The 14,090-nt window shown below is 59.9% G+C and carries 10 protein-coding genes; 5 read left to right on the top strand and 5 right to left on the bottom strand.

The genetic code is table 11. The features are described 5' to 3' along the window. The first annotated feature begins 1 nt into the window (after position 1). Positions 2–826 carry a twin-arginine translocase subunit TatC gene (gene tatC, locus K3166_RS09205; RefSeq protein ID WP_221421965.1) on the top strand — a complete coding sequence of 275 codons (825 nt, stop codon included), beginning with the start codon at positions 2–4 and terminating at the stop codon, positions 824–826. Here the strand turns inward: tatC and K3166_RS09200 are convergent. Continuing rightward, positions 811–2,460, bottom strand: coding sequence for an amidohydrolase (locus K3166_RS09200; protein WP_221421964.1), 1,650 nt, complete (start codon positions 2,458–2,460; stop codon positions 811–813). The genes tatC and K3166_RS09200 overlap by 16 nt on opposite strands. Before the next feature lie 106 nt (positions 2,461–2,566). Here K3166_RS09200 and K3166_RS09195 point away from each other — a divergent pair, with 106 nt between their 5' ends. The 4 genes from K3166_RS09195 (at position 2,567) to K3166_RS09180 (ending at position 11,139) form a co-directional block, all read left to right on the top strand. Further along, positions 2,567–3,820 (top strand): threonine ammonia-lyase, encoded by a 1,254-nt coding sequence (locus K3166_RS09195; RefSeq protein WP_221421963.1) that lies wholly within the window; start codon positions 2,567–2,569, stop codon positions 3,818–3,820. 143 nt (positions 3,821–3,963) lie between these two features. Beyond that, positions 3,964–4,806 (top strand): arginyltransferase, encoded by an 843-nt coding sequence (locus tag K3166_RS09190; protein ID WP_221421962.1) that lies wholly within the window; start codon positions 3,964–3,966, stop codon positions 4,804–4,806. After that, a complete protein-coding gene (locus tag K3166_RS09185) occupies positions 4,784–6,937 on the top strand; it encodes an autotransporter assembly complex protein TamA (RefSeq protein WP_247714592.1) in 2,154 nt (717 codons plus the stop codon). Before K3166_RS09190 ends, K3166_RS09185 begins: the two co-directional genes overlap by 23 nt. Beyond that, complete coding sequence (locus tag K3166_RS09180; RefSeq protein ID WP_221421960.1) at positions 6,937–11,139, top strand: translocation/assembly module TamB domain-containing protein; 4,203 nt, start codon at positions 6,937–6,939, stop codon at positions 11,137–11,139. The genes K3166_RS09185 and K3166_RS09180 overlap by 1 nt, the downstream gene beginning before the upstream one ends. Here K3166_RS09180 and K3166_RS09175 read toward each other — a convergent pair. From K3166_RS09175 to K3166_RS09160, 4 genes are all read right to left on the bottom strand, one after another. Beyond that, the gene (locus tag K3166_RS09175) at positions 11,133–11,696 is read right to left on the bottom strand and encodes a fasciclin domain-containing protein (protein ID WP_221421959.1); all 564 of its coding nucleotides are present in this window, start codon (positions 11,694–11,696) and stop codon (positions 11,133–11,135) included. The genes K3166_RS09180 and K3166_RS09175 overlap by 7 nt on opposite strands. A gap of 13 nt (positions 11,697–11,709) precedes the next feature. After that, positions 11,710–12,717: a hypothetical protein gene (locus K3166_RS09170; protein ID WP_221421958.1), complete on the bottom strand. Its 1,008-nt coding sequence runs from the start codon at positions 12,715–12,717 to the stop codon at positions 11,710–11,712. A gap of 90 nt (positions 12,718–12,807) precedes the next feature. Then, positions 12,808–13,416, bottom strand: a complete 609-nt coding sequence (locus K3166_RS09165; protein ID WP_221421957.1) for a lysozyme — start codon at positions 13,414–13,416, stop codon at positions 12,808–12,810. A 100-nt stretch (positions 13,417–13,516) separates the two neighbouring features. Further along, entirely contained in the window at positions 13,517–14,041 is a 525-nt protein-coding gene (locus K3166_RS09160; protein WP_221421956.1) for a TPM domain-containing protein, read from the bottom strand. Positions 14,042–14,090: the final 49 nt, after the last annotated feature.

The following is a 14,090-nucleotide window of genomic DNA, read 5'->3' as shown; positions in this document are numbered from 1 at the left end:
GATGGCGCTCGAAATCAAGGACATCGATGAAAGCCAGGCGCCGCTGCTTGATCACCTGATCGAGCTGCGTTCACGCCTCGTGCGCTGTGTGGCAGCGCTGATGGTGGCTTTTGCGGGGTGCCTTTATTTCGCCGATCAAATTCTCGGCTTCCTGATCCAGCCGCTCAAGAAGGCGTTTCCCAACGGCCAGGGCCAGCTCATTTTCACCAAGCTCTACGAAGTGTTCTTCGTCGAGTTGAAAGTGGCGCTGTTTGCCGGCTTTTGTATCTCGTTCCCGTTTATCGCGAACCAGCTTTGGGCGTTCGTGGCGCCTGGCCTTTATGCGCGCGAGAAGAAGGCGTTCCTGCCCTTCTTGCTGGCGACACCGTTCCTGTTCATAAGCGGCGCGGCGCTGGCCTACTATGTCGTCATGCCAACCGCGTTCGAGTGGTTCCTGGGCTTTGAAGGCGAGGCGGGGGGCCTGCAGATTAACGCACTGCCGACGGCCAACGAATACCTCGGCCTCGTGATGCAGTTCATTCTGGCATTCGGGATGAGTTTCCTGCTGCCAGTCTTGCTCCTGCTGCTTCACCGTGCGGGGATAGTGACGAGGATGCAGCTGGTCAGCGCGCGTCGCTATGTGATTGTGCTGGTGGTGGCTCTGGCAGCGATTATCACGCCGCCAGACCCCGGATCGCAGCTGTTACTCGCTATTCCGCTCATTCTGCTGTTCGAAGGATCGCTGCTGCTGATGCGTCTATTCGACAGGAAAGCTGCCAAGGAAAAGCCAGCTGAAGCCACAACGGAAGCTGATACTGAGCACCCTACCGATCAGTCGGCTTCGTAAACCTTCCGGCCACCCACCCAGGTTTCGAAAACCCGCGTCGCGCGAATTTCGTCGGGTGTAGCCAGCAACGGATCACGGTCGACGAGGATGAAGTCGGCGCGTTCACCCGGTAACAGGCGTCCGAACCTCCCTTCTGCAAATCCCGCATATGCGGCATCGGACGTGAAACCGGCGAGGGCTTGTTCGCGGTTCACCCGTTCAGCAGGAAGCCAGCCGCCAAAGGGCTCGCCGTTGGCGTCCATCCGGGTAATGGCTGCTGCATATCCGGCGAAGACGTCAGCCGGCTCGACTGGTGCGTCTGAACCGAAAGCCAGCTTGCCGCCCTGCTGGATAACCGTATTCCATGCATAGGCACCGCCAAGACGGTCCATCCCCAGCCGCGCTTCTGCCATGGTGCGGTCAGAGGTCTGGTGGAGCGGCTGCATCGAAGCGATGATGCCATTCTTGCCTAATTTTGGCAGGTCCGCAGGATCAATGATTTGCGCATGCTCGATGCGCCAGCGGCGATCGCCGCCGTAACTTTCCGCGATCTCGCCAATGGCATTCAAGACTTCTGCATTGGCAGCCGTACCGATGGCGTGGACAGCTGGCTGGAAGCCGCCTTGCGCTGCGCGGACAAGGGTGTTGCGCAGCTGGGCCGGTGCCATCAACGCCAGGCCCGTGTTGCCGGGATCGTCGGCATAGGGCCGCTTGAGCCAGGCGCCGCGGCTACCCAATGCGCCGTCGAGGTAAAGCTTCACGCCGTTCATGCGCAGCTTGTCGTCATACAGCCACGGCGAGGGATTTGCTCCTGCGATCAGCGTCATCTGATCCGCCCCTGCGGCATATGACATGATCCGCAGGTTCAGGGCGCCCATGTCGCCAGCGCGGCGGAATGACTGCCAATCCTCTATGCTGGTGCCCATATCGGCAACGGCGGTGATCCCGTACTTGTGAAAGACCTTCTGCGCCTCGGCCAATGCCAGATCGCGCTCGTTCGGGCGCGGGGCGGGAATGGCCTTGGTCATCAGTTCCTCGGCCGCGTCCACGAAGACGCCCGATGGCTCGTTCGAACCCGGCAGCTTCTCGATCCGCCCACCAGAAGGGGACTTCGACGACGCGGTGATGCCAGCCGCCTGGAGCGCCAGGCTGTTCGCCCAGCCAGCATGGCCATCGACCCGCGAGAGGTAAACAGGGCGGTCGGCAACAGCGCTGTCCAGTTCAGCGGCTGTCGGGAAGCGGCCAAGACCCCACTTTTCCTGATTCCAGCCGCGGCCAAGGATCCATGGACGCGATTCATTTTCAGCCGCGAAGCTACGGATCTTGTCGAGAGCTTCTTCAAGCGAATTCGTGTCTGACAGATCAAGTGTAAGCGCGCCAAAGCCTACGCCCATCACATGGACGTGGGCATCAATCATTCCGGGCAGCATGACCCGGCCTTCGGCATCTTCGCGGTAATCAGTCTGCGGACGGTCCTCTCCGCGCCCAATCACTTGCGCGATGCGGCCTTCGTCATCGATCACCAGCGCTTCGAAGCGTTTGACCTTGCCATCTTCATCCATCGTGATCCCGGCCACATTGTCGACCAGCACATCGGCATAGGCTGGCACAGCGAGCGCAGAAGCGAGCAAGGCGGCGATAATCTTGGTTTTCATCAGGCAATCCCGGTTTCGATATTTGCGCTTGCGATAAGGCAAAGCTTGGCAGGGGCAAACCCTTTCGCTGATTGCACAGTGTTTCTGCGGCACTAAGGTTGGCCACATGAACCAGGCAAACCCTCTGCCCGCTGGAGAAAAGGCGACCGATCTCCTTACCCTCGACCATGTTCGGGCTGCTGCTGCGCGGATTGAAGGCTCGGTCGTCAAAACGTCGCTGATGCATTCGAAGACCCTGTCCGCAATTACCGGCGCGGACATCTGGCTCAAATTTGAAAATCACCAGTTTACCGCTGCTTATAAGGAACGCGGCGCGCTGAATGCCTTGCTCCATCTCTCGCAGGAACAGCGGGAACGCGGCGTAATCGCCGCATCGGCCGGCAATCATTCGCAAGGGCTATCCTATCATGGTCGCCGCTTGGGGGTGCCGGTGACGATCGTCATGCCGAAGACCACGCCAAGTGTGAAAGTCATGCAGACCGAGAGCGTCGGCGGCAATGTGGTGCTGTTCGGAGAGACATTCGATGAAGCTCACGCCCATGCATTGGAGCTCGAAACGGAACGCGGGCTGACATTCGTACACCCGTTCGACGATCCAAACGTGGCGGCCGGGCAGGGCACGGTCGCGCTGGAGATGCTGGAGGAAAAAGACGATTTTGATTGTCTGGTCGTGCCCATCGGCGGAGGCGGATTGATGAGCGGAATGGCCACGGTGGCCAAGTCCCTTCAGCCGAATATCGATATGGTCGGCGTACAGGCTCTGCTTTTTCCCTCCATGTATTCGGCTGTGACCGGCCACGATCTTCCATGCGGGGGCGATACCCTGGCAGAAGGCATTGCCGTGAAACAGCCCGGCGCCTTTACGCGGCAAATAATCTCCGAACTGGTCGATGAAGTCCTGCTCGTGGGTGAGCCCAAGCTCGAGCACGCAGTATCGCTTCTCCTCCAGATCGAGAAAACCGTAGTCGAAGGCGCAGGCGCTGCCGGTCTGGCTGCGGTGCTCAGCAATCCGGAAAGGTTTGCGGGGAAAACCGTCGGCCTGGTGCTGTGTGGCGGAAACATCGACACGCGCCTGCTGGCCAATGTCCTGCTGCGCGATCTTGCGCGGAGCGGGCGGTTGGCGCGGCTTCGGATCACCCTGCAGGATCGGCCGGGCGCCCTCTATAACGTGATGCGCGAATTCGACGCGCAGAACGTAAATATCATCGAGATCTACCACCAGCGAATCTTCACTGCTCTGCCCGCCAAGGGTCTTATCACCGAGATCGAGTGCGAGGCGCGCGACGGAGCGCAGATCGAACGATTGATGCATGAACTGGAGGCCAAGGGGTATTCGGTGGAACCTGCAGAGCTCGAGTAACTCCCCGACTATCGCGGGAATCCAAGACTTTGCGCCCTCTCTGGAAGTTTTCATGGTTAAGAGGGTTTTAACCTGTTCACCTCTCAGGCATAAACGACTCGTTAACTAATTAAGTCGTGCAGCCCAGAGGATGTCCAGAACCCGTGACGGCACCGATCCGCTTCCCTCGCTTTTTCGTCACGAGCCCTGCGCCGTGCCCGTACCTTCCGGGCAAGAGCGAGCGTAAGGTTTTCACCGAGCTTCGCGGACAGGGTACGGACGAATTGAACGAAGCGCTTGGCCGCATTGGTTTCCGTCGGAGCCAGACGGTCGCTTACCGGCCCTCCTGCCTCGACTGCCAGGCCTGCGTGTCGGTTCGCGTCGTTGCGGGCGAGTTCAAGCCATCGTCCAGCCAGAAGCGTGCACTCAAGGCAAACAGCGACATCGAAGTCACTGAATGCCGCCCCTGGGCCACCGACGAACAGTATGAATTACTTCGCAAATATCTCGCTCATCGCCATCCCGGCGGCGGCATGGCAGAGATGGAAGAATCAGATTTTGCGGATATGGTGGAACATACTCCCGTATCAAGCTATGTGATTGAATATAGGGAGCCGGGGGTAGGGTCGCAGCCGGGTCGGTTGATTGGCGCCTGCCTCACGGACATTCAGGGCGATGGGCTGTCGATGATCTACAGCTTCTACGACCCTGATATTGAGGATCGCGCCGGGCTTGGAAATTTCATCATCCTTGATCACATCCGCCGTGCTGCGGATCAGGGCCTCGACTATGTTTATCTCGGATATTGGGTCGAAGGGTCCGAACGGATGCAATACAAGGTCCGTTACCGCCCGCTTGAACGGCTCAACCGCGGCGGCTGGGAGCGTATGCCGGAAGCAGAGCAAAAGCGCCTCATTACCGCTGCAACCAGGCCGCGTAACGAACGTGTCGCAGAGCCTCTCCCTGCCAAGGATGGCAGCCAGCGTGAGTACAAATTGGCCGACTAGTTCGGCCCGCCGTCTCCTCACAGCCTGCACCGCCGCCCTAGCTTTGGCGAGCGCGTCTTCGTATGCGCAGGATTCCGAGGCTCCGCCGAACCTCGAAGATCTGATCCCTGACAGCGCGATCGAAAATCCGGAAGAGTGGGCGCAGCAAGGCACGGGCGAGCCTTCCGATCTGGAAGCCGGAACCGCGCCTGATCCCGAAACTCCCATCGAAACGCCGCCAGGTCTTACGATCGCTTGGCCGGACGAACTGGAAATCGACGGTTTCGAGCCGCTCGAACCGGAAGAAGACATTCAATTCGCCGACCTCGATACCGGCGCTCCGCAAGTCGCGTTCGACGACGCTGAAACGGAGCAGATTGCGGATAATCTTATACTAGGTTTTCCTCAGGCCGAACCGCCATTTTCCGAACGCGGTGACTTCCTTGCCCGGTATTCAGCCTTGTCGACCATCGAGGAGTTGGGCGACAGTGACGCCAATGTCGCGCAACTGGCTGCGCGTGCGCGTGAAGACGAGGAATTGCTCGGCAATCTGCTGCGCGTTTACGGCTATTACGACGGTGAAATCATCCGCACGATCGGAGCTGTTCGCCCAGGCGAAGACCAGTCGGAAGAGCAACCCGTCGTGCGCTTCGACATCATCCCCGGAGCCCGGTATCGCTATGGTGCGATCGATCTGGGGAACCTGTCGTCAGCGCCGGACTACGATGCACTGCGCGACGTGTTCGATATCTATCCAGGTGATTTTCTCCAGAGCGACACGATCGTGCTCGAGCAGTTCGACCTCGACAGAGCGCTAGGCGAAAATGGCTATGCCTTTGCTGTGATCGACGGACCGCAATTGCTGATCGACCACGAAAGCCAGATTGGCGATCTCACCCTCCCGGTCGAACCGGGCGGGAAATACGTCTTCGGGGAAGTGGTCAGCAGCGATCCAAAGTTCCTGTCCAGCAAACACCTGTCGACCATCGCCCGCTTTGAAACTGGGGACACGTACCAGCGTAGCCTATCGCTCGACTTACGCCGAGCGGTCACTGCGACGGGTTTGGTCTCTACAGTTTCCATAACTCCGCGCGAAGTGCAGCCTCCAAGCGCGACCGAACCCGGTGTGGTGGCGATGGATGTCGAAATGACACCTGCCAAACTCCGCTCCATCGCCGGAGCCATCGGATATGGCTCGGAAGAAGGTTTCCGGATCCAGGCAAGCTGGGAACATCGGAACTTCTTCCCTCCCGAAGGGTCGCTTCGGGTACGCGGCGTACTGGGGACGCAGGAACAGCTGGCTGGCGTTACTTTCCGCAAGAACAATTTCGGCGGCAGGGACAAAGTCCTGACGATCGATGCATACGCAACGACGGTAGACAACGTCGCTTATGATGCCCGAACAGTGGCCGTAACGGGTGCGTATGAGCGCTTGTCCACGCTGTTGTTCCAAAAGCCTCTCGCTTGGGCGTTGGGGGCTGAAATCCTCGCCACGGACGAGCGCAACAGGGTGATAAGCGGCATTCCAAGAGAGAGGCAGACCTACTTTATTGCCTCCGTGTTTGGCCGAGCAACCCTCGATACCACTGATTCGCTGCTCGACCCGACCCAAGGTTTTCGTCTGACGGGATTTCTCGCGCCTGAAACATCGCGCACATCGGGCGAACAATACTATTATCTTCGCAACCAAGCGGATGCGTCTTACTACCGCTCGATCAATGACAGCACGGTCATTGCCGGGCGGGTTCGGTTCGCAAGCATCCAGGGTGCGCCGACATTCGCCATCGCTCCTTCGCGTAGACTATATGCCGGCGGCGGCGGATCCGTGCGTGGATATGGCTATCAAGCCATCGGTCCCAAGAACGATTTGGGAGAGCCGACTGGTGGACGTAGCCTTGTCGAGGCATCGATCGAAGCACGGATCGGAACCGGATTTTTTGACGGCGCCCTGTCGGTCGTTCCCTTTTTTGACGTCGGTTCTGTGTCGATCGAGACCACACCCAATTTCCGCTTCGTGAATTACGGCGCGGGTGTCGGACTAAGATACGATACTGGATTTGGTCCGTTGCGGCTTGATGTAGGGGCGCCGCTGAATCCGGGCCCCGATGACGCGCCCGTTGCGGTATACGTATCGCTTGGACAGGCATTCTGATGACCGAACCTGTCCACGAAGCGGCAACACCCGAACCGCGTGAGCGCAGCAGATTCGGCCGCGCAGGCAAGTGGGCGCTCGGCGCAGCTGGCGCGCTCCTTTTGCTGATCGTGGGCATGGCCGTCTTGCTGAACACCCCTATCGGCGAACGCTTCCTCGCGGACCGTATCGCACGTCAGACCTTTCCGAATGGCCTGAACATTTCGATCGGCCGGATCGACGGCAATATTTACGGCGAGGCGGTTTTGCACGACGTGCGATTGTCAGATCCGCAGGGTGTTTTCCTGACCATTCCGCGCGCAGAGATTGATTGGAACCCTCGCGGCTGGCTCAACAACCGGCTCGATATTGACACATTTGCGGCGCGCCGTGCGACACTGGCAAGGCTTCCCGAATTTCTGCCGAGCGAAGAAGAAGGCCCGATCTTGCCTGGCTTCGATATTTCCATCGACAGCTTGCAAATCGATAACCTGACGCTCGCGCCCGGTATCGCAGGAGACGAAGCGCAGAGGGTCGATCTCGAGGCTGAAGTACAGGTCGAGGATCGGCGCTTGTTCGTTGATGGCGACGCCCGGCTGGGTCAGGAAGACACGCTTGCGCTGCTTCTGAATGCCGAACCGGATGGGGATGAATTCGATCTCTCGGCCGATCTCTCCGCAGCAGAAGATGGTGCGATTGCCGGGCTACTCGGTCTCGATGCTGCGTATACCGCAAAGCTGCGCGGCGATGGGACATGGTCGGCCTGGAACGGTGCATTGCTCGTTCGGAGCGACGGCGAGAATGTAGCTGCCATCAAGCTTACCAACACCGCGGGCACCTTCGGCTTGCTGGGCAAGATTGACCCCAGCGGGTTTGTAAGCGGCACGCTCGCCAATGCGCTTGGCGACGATGTGTCGCTGAAATCCCGTGTGAGCATTGATAACCGGGCGTTCGATGGCCGGACGATCTTGCTGGGGCGCGGCATCTATCTCGACGGCGAAGGCTTGATCGATCTGGCGGAAAATCGCGTCGATGATTTCGATCTTTCCGCACGCTTGCGCGATCCAGCCCTTTTTGGCGAAAGCCTCGTGCTGGAAAATGCCACTGCGACGGCAACGCTGAACGGGGCTTTTGCCGATCTTGATATTGCCCATGAACTTAACGTTGGCGCCTTGGTCTCCGGCGATACCCGCCTGAGCGGTCTGACGCAGCAAGGGACGGCGCGGTATGACGGCAACCGGTGGACTGTGCCGTTGGCCATTGGCGTCGAGCGGGTTTCGACCGGCAATGCATTGGTCGATCCCCGGCTCGTCAACGGCACGCTTCGCGGTCAGCTTTCCCTGTCAGGAAGCACTCTACTGGCCGACGACCTCCGGGTCGCGTTCCAGGGTCTCGACGCCAATCTGGCGCTGCGCGGTAATCTTGACGACGGCCGCTACCAACTCCGCGGGCCGGTTCGCGCGAGCGGGCTTGCACTCGAGAATGTAGGCCGCGCGGGCGGCACCGCCATGATCGATTTCGAGCTGCTGCCGACAGGCTGGCGGCTTGGCGCAGACCTCGATGCGCGGGTTGCTCCGGTAACCAACGCCACGCTGGCGAACCTGGCGGGCCCGAATTTGCGGGTGCGCGGAGGGATTGCGACCGGCAGCGCCAGCGCGCTCGATTTCGATAATGTCCGGGTCTCTGCAGAAAAGCTGCAAATCGCGCTCGATGGGTCGGTCGATAGCGGTACTACGCAGCTCGCAGGCAGAGGCACACATGTCGACTATGGTGACTTCACTGTCGAAGCGGAACTCAACGATGATGGCCCAACGGCGCAGCTTGTATTTGCCGAGCCTGTTACCGGCCTCGAGAATGTGCGCGTTGCCATCGCGCCAACCGAAGATGGTTTCGCCATCGATACCGAAGGAGGTTCGGTTCTTGGACCTTTCGATGGTATTCTGGCGCTATATGCTCCGGCAAACGGCCCAACCCGAATCAACATCGAGCGTCTGACGGTTTCCGATACGTCGGTTTCCGGCGACCTGACGCTGGTAGAAGGCGGCGCCGAGGGATTGGTCACCCTTTCGGGCGGTGGCCTCGGCGGCACGATCGGGCTCGTACCCCGCAATGGGGGGCAGGGTCTCAACCTTGATCTCACGGCGCGCAATGCCAGCTTCGGAGGCGATACACCAATCACGGTCGCGCGCGGCCAGATTGATGTGCAAGGCGTGATCGGCGAAGGCAGGACCAACTTTAGTGGGACCGCCAATGCGCAGGGCCTGCAATACGGCGGCCTGTTCATCGCGCGCCTCGCCGCGCAGGGCGAAGTCGAGAATGGCGTTGGCAGCGTCGATGCACGAATTACCGGACAGCGCGGCGTGCGTTTTGCATTGGACTTGAATGCGCGTTTCCAGCCAGAGCGGATCGCTGTTGCCGCTCAAGGCGAATTTGCTGGCCGACCCATCGCGATGCCGCGCCGTGCGGTCCTGACAGCGATGGATGGCGGCGGATGGAAACTTTCGCCGACGCAGATTTCTTATGGCGATGGCGGCGCAATCGCTTCGGGCAGGTTTGGCGGCGGTGATATGACCGTCGACCTCAAGCTCGCCCGGATGCCCTTGTCCCTGACCGATGTCGCGGTTGCAGATCTCGGCCTTGGCGGGACCATTTCCGGCGTGGTTCAATACAACAGCCCGGCTGGCGGACTTCCGACAGGTTCGGCGCGGGTCAAGGTCGATGATCTCACGCGGTCCGGCCTGGTGCTGTCGTCAAAGCCAGTAGATCTTGCACTGGTCGCCAACCTGGAAACCGGGCGTCTTGAAGCGCGAGCGGTCTTGGCCAACGAGGACATCAGCCAAGGGCGCCTACAGGCCTACATCACGGATCTTCCCAGCCAGGGCGACATAACCCAGCGCCTGCGAGCTGGCAGGCTCAACGGCCAATTGCGATACCAAGGCGCGGCGGAAAGCCTGTGGCGGCTTGCTGCAATCGATGCGTTCGACTTGACCGGGCCTGTCTCGATAGCCGCAAATGCCACGGGGACACTGGCACAGCCCAGGGTGAGGGGCACCGCGTCGAGCGATAACCTTCGTGTGCGCAGTGCGTTATCCGGTACCGATATCCGCGATGTTTCGATGCGCGGCACCTTCGCTGGATCGCTTTTGCGGCTGACAAGCTTTTCCGGTTCCACGGCGAACGGAGGCAAGGTTTCCGGCAGCGGGACTGTCGATCTTGAGGGACTGGGCGAACGGGTCGAGGGCCGGTTCGTTGAAATCCGCGGGCCCACCCTCGATCTGCGGGCTGCTGCGACCAATGCAAGGCTGCTGGATGCAAACGGTCTATCGGCAACGATAACAGGTCCTTTGAGGATCGTTTCAAACGGTCTTGGGGGTACTATTGCGGGACGTGTCCGTATCGACCGGGCCAGCTGGAAATTGGGTACATCCGCCGATGACCTGCGCCTTCCGCGTATCAGCACAAGAGAAGTCAATCTTCCTGCCGACCGCCGGACCGCAGTCGCCGCCAGTCGGCCTTGGCGTTACCTCATCGATGCAACTGCCGACAGCAGGATCGACGTTGACGGCATGGGTCTGGAAAGCGAATGGGGTGCCGATGTCATCATCCGCGGCACGACGGACAATCCGCGCGTGGGCGGCAGCGCTCAGGTGGTCAGGGGTGACTATACGTTTGCCGGCACACGTTTCGAGCTTACTCGCGGTGAGATAGATTTCGATGAAAACCAGCCGATCAATCCGCGGATCGATATTCGCGCCGAGACTGAGGCAAATGGAGTGAACGTGATCGTTTCGATCACAGGAACTTCTGATCAACTCGAGATTGCGTTCAATTCGGATCCGGCATTGCCGGAGGAAGAAATCCTCGCGCGGTTGTTGTTCGGGGGTTCGATCACGAGCCTGTCGGCAACAGATGCGTTGCAATTGGGTGCCGCTGTGGCGAGCCTGCGCGGCGGCGGGGGCATGGACCCGATCAACCAGCTACGCTCGGCAATCGGTTTGGACCGGTTACGGATTGTCAGCGCCGACCCGGCGCTCGGGCGCGGGACCGGTGTTGCACTCGGCAAGAATATCGGACGCCGCTTCTACGTTGAGATCATCACCGACGGTCGCGGATACAGCGCGACCGAGGCCGAGTTCCGCATCACGAGCTGGCTATCGCTGCTCGCGAGCGTCTCGACCATCGGCCGCGAAAGTATCGTGGCTGAAGTCAGCCGGGATTACTGAGGCGTCAGCACGGTCCCGATCGGGATCACGACGCCGTTGGACGCCGCAAGAGCGGTTCCGGTGAAGGCAGCAGTGGTTCCTGCCGAATTCGTAACAGTCAATGTCTCGCCATCGCGCGTGAAGGTAACTTCACCGCCGCCAAGGGTAGTCATTGTGACCGAGCCGTTCGCCTTATCGATTGCAGCGGAAATATCTTCAGGCCGCATATGGCCCGGCAGAACATGCTCGCGCAGAATGCCGACCAGGATCGGTTTCTGAGCTTCGGAAAGAAGGGTTTTACCATCTTCCCCGAGCGCTTCGAACGCGGCGTCGGTCGGAGCCAGTAGCGTGTAGCTACCGGCGCCATCGAACACAGCATTGAGACCGGCGTTGGCGACGGCACCAGTCAAGGTGCCCAGATCGTCCGAGTCGCCAAGTGCGGCCGCTAGCGTCAGGTTAACGTCACCAGATGTGACGCCGTCTGTAGCATTATTATCGGTCGCATCGCTGCACGCTGGCAGCGCGGCCAGACCGACGATCGCGAAAACATGGGCGAAGTGATTTCTTGTCATTTTCATCGCGTGAATTTCCTCAGGTCAGCAAGTCGATTGCTGCGGCTACAAGACGTGTTTCCGGGTCGACGCGGTACACGTAGCCATCAGAATAACGGTACATTGCATCGGGAGAATCGTAATATCGGTCGCGATAGGGCGACGGGACGTTGTAAACGTCATAGCCGCGCGGCATGGGTTGGCCGACGGAGAATTCATCTCCTGTGATGAGCGCTGCGACCGACATGATCGCCGCGTCTTCGGGGTCGACACGGTAGATTACGTTGTCGGCATAGCGATACCGGTCACGGCCACCGAGACCGTAGTAATCAACGTAGTAATCGGGAACATCATAGCTCTGATATCCGGTCGGCCAGATGTTGCCGATACCGAGCGCGCCGCCGAGCAGCGGGATCCAGCCCGATATCCCGCCCCGGTCGCCATAGCGCACCAGATAGCCGTCACGGTATGAGTAATCGCCGCGGCCGTAATTGGTCAGGCCGAACAGGCTAGGCCGATAGTTCGAACCGAACAGGCTGCGCTGATAGCTATCCTTCACCTGACCGGGAGGATTGCATCCGTTCCGCTTCTTGGCGAGGCCCGGAGGACAGCCGTTGACAAGCCCTCGGTTGCGATCATTGGCAAGCCAAAATCCTCCGCCGTCGTAGCGGTTGCCTGCATTGCGCCGGTCACCGCCGCGATCATCGTAGCGGATGCGGACGTCGTTTCGGTCGTTACCATTGCCATTTGAGCGCTGGACGGGGCTGCGGTCATTGCCGTTGCTGTTGCCATTGCCGTTGCCGCGATTGCCGCGATCCGCTTGGACGGGCCGCTTGTCATTGCCGCGGTCGGCCTTCGCATTGCCTTGGCCGTTACCGCGATTTTGCTGGCGCTCTGGACCACGATCGGCCTTAGACTTGCCGCCGCCATTGGTCTGGGCGGCAGCGGGTTTGCCATTGCCGTTACCGTTGCCCTTGCCATTACCTTGCGCGATCGCACCAGTCGCCGCGAGTGCGAGCGCGGCGGTGCCTGCTAGAAAGATACGCATTTGTTAAGCTCCTTGTATGAAGGGACTAACGAGGCGCAGTGGGTTTGGGTTCCGGTTAACCTGCTGGCAAGATTTGCGATTTCGAACAGGTTATGCGCGGTAGAGACGCTTTTCTGCGGTTCTGCGCTTCACAAGTCCTCTCAGCACCCTGCCGCCTGCGTATTTCCAGCGATCAAATTCCTGCGCGGCATCATCGAACTGGCCGGCACAATGGAGCCTGGTCAGCGTCGCGCGTTTGATGGCCCCGGTGTTGTAGTGAAAGCTGACAAGAGCATCGAACTGGGTTTGACTGGTGGGACAATCGCCGATCGCTTCCGCGACCTCTGCTGCATATCTTGTCAAATCGGCTTCGAAACGCGCGTCGGCCTGCGCGCGGGTCCAGACCGTGTCGGGCCCGATGCCGGGCCCTGTCGATCCCCAACCGATGGTCCAAGGCTGGCCGCCGGTGCCTGGGTCGGGATAGGCTTCGACCCTCCCGTCCGGTCGTACCTGCGCGAAACCTTCGAACTGCTTGATGAGTTGGAGGCCTCCGGGACCGATCCTGCGCGATGGAACACCTGGAACACTGTCCTGGTGGAAATCATCAGCACTCGCCGAGATGGCTTTATCGATCGCGTCATCGATTGCCTCCACCTCCGACTGGCGAAACTTGCGGCCCAGCACGCGGCGGAAGGCGTCGAAGATGGGTTTACGGTTCATGGCTCAGGCACCTCGTTTGGAATTGAGGTGAGGGGATTAGGCATGTTTTGCGCCAGTAGGAAAATGCAAGATCACCATTCCGGACTGACGGCGTGGCAGTTCAGTCCAGCCGAGCGATCAGGGCGTCGGCGCCCGAGGTGATACCTTGGACGAAATCTCCGCGAGAAAAATGCGGAGTCATTCTGGTTTCTATCACGTCCTGGCAGAATTCGTCGGTCAGGGCGCTGCGCAGTCCGTCACCCACCGAGATTCGCACCTGGCGCTCGTTCGGGGCCACCAAGATGACAACGCCGTCGTCAAATTCTTTCTGGCCAACACCCCAGCGGTTGCCAAGATCATCGGTAAATTGAGCTATGTCCGCAGCCTCAAGTGACGTGACCGTCACGACAGCGATCTGATGTCCTGTGTTATTCTCGAGCGATTGCAGCCGCGCTGCGATGTCGCGCTCTACCTGAGGGTCGAGCAGGTCGGCCTGGTCCGTTACCCAGCCCGCCGGTTCAAGCAACTTGCTGGCGGCTTGCGCTTCAAGGCTCTGATCGAAGAGGTCAGGTGCACTTGATCCTTCCCGGCATCCTCCCGCCAAAACCGCGAGGGTCATCACCAGCGCCGGAAGTAGCTTTTTCATGAGATTAGGCTGCTTTGGCTGGTCGGCCCAGTCAACCGATTTCGTCAGG

Source organism: Qipengyuania psychrotolerans (genome assembly GCF_019711355.1).
In the GTDB taxonomy this organism is placed as follows: domain Bacteria; phylum Pseudomonadota; class Alphaproteobacteria; order Sphingomonadales; family Sphingomonadaceae; genus Qipengyuania; species Qipengyuania psychrotolerans.
The sequence above is the reverse complement of the archived record's forward strand: the minus strand, read 5'-3'. Positions and strand labels throughout refer to the sequence as shown.

Excerpts from the sequence above, each read along its gene's own strand:
- K3166_RS09170 (WP_221421958.1), bottom strand. The coding sequence starts at position 12,717 with ATGCGTATCTTTCTAGCAGGCACCGCCGCGCTCGCACTCGCGGCGACT.
- K3166_RS09200 (WP_221421964.1), bottom strand. The coding sequence starts at position 2,460 with ATGAAAACCAAGATTATCGCCGCCTTGCTCGCTTCTGCGCTCGCTGTG.
- K3166_RS09195 (WP_221421963.1), top strand. The coding sequence starts at position 2,567 with ATGAACCAGGCAAACCCTCTGCCCGCTGGAGAAAAGGCGACCGATCTC.
- K3166_RS09165 (WP_221421957.1), bottom strand. The coding sequence starts at position 13,416 with ATGAACCGTAAACCCATCTTCGACGCCTTCCGCCGCGTGCTGGGCCGC.
- tatC (WP_221421965.1), top strand. The coding sequence starts at position 2 with ATGGCGCTCGAAATCAAGGACATCGATGAAAGCCAGGCGCCGCTGCTT.
- K3166_RS09175 (WP_221421959.1), bottom strand. The coding sequence starts at position 11,696 with ATGAAAATGACAAGAAATCACTTCGCCCATGTTTTCGCGATCGTCGGT.
- K3166_RS09160 (WP_221421956.1), bottom strand. The coding sequence starts at position 14,041 with ATGAAAAAGCTACTTCCGGCGCTGGTGATGACCCTCGCGGTTTTGGCG.
- K3166_RS09180 (WP_221421960.1), top strand. The coding sequence starts at position 6,937 with ATGACCGAACCTGTCCACGAAGCGGCAACACCCGAACCGCGTGAGCGC.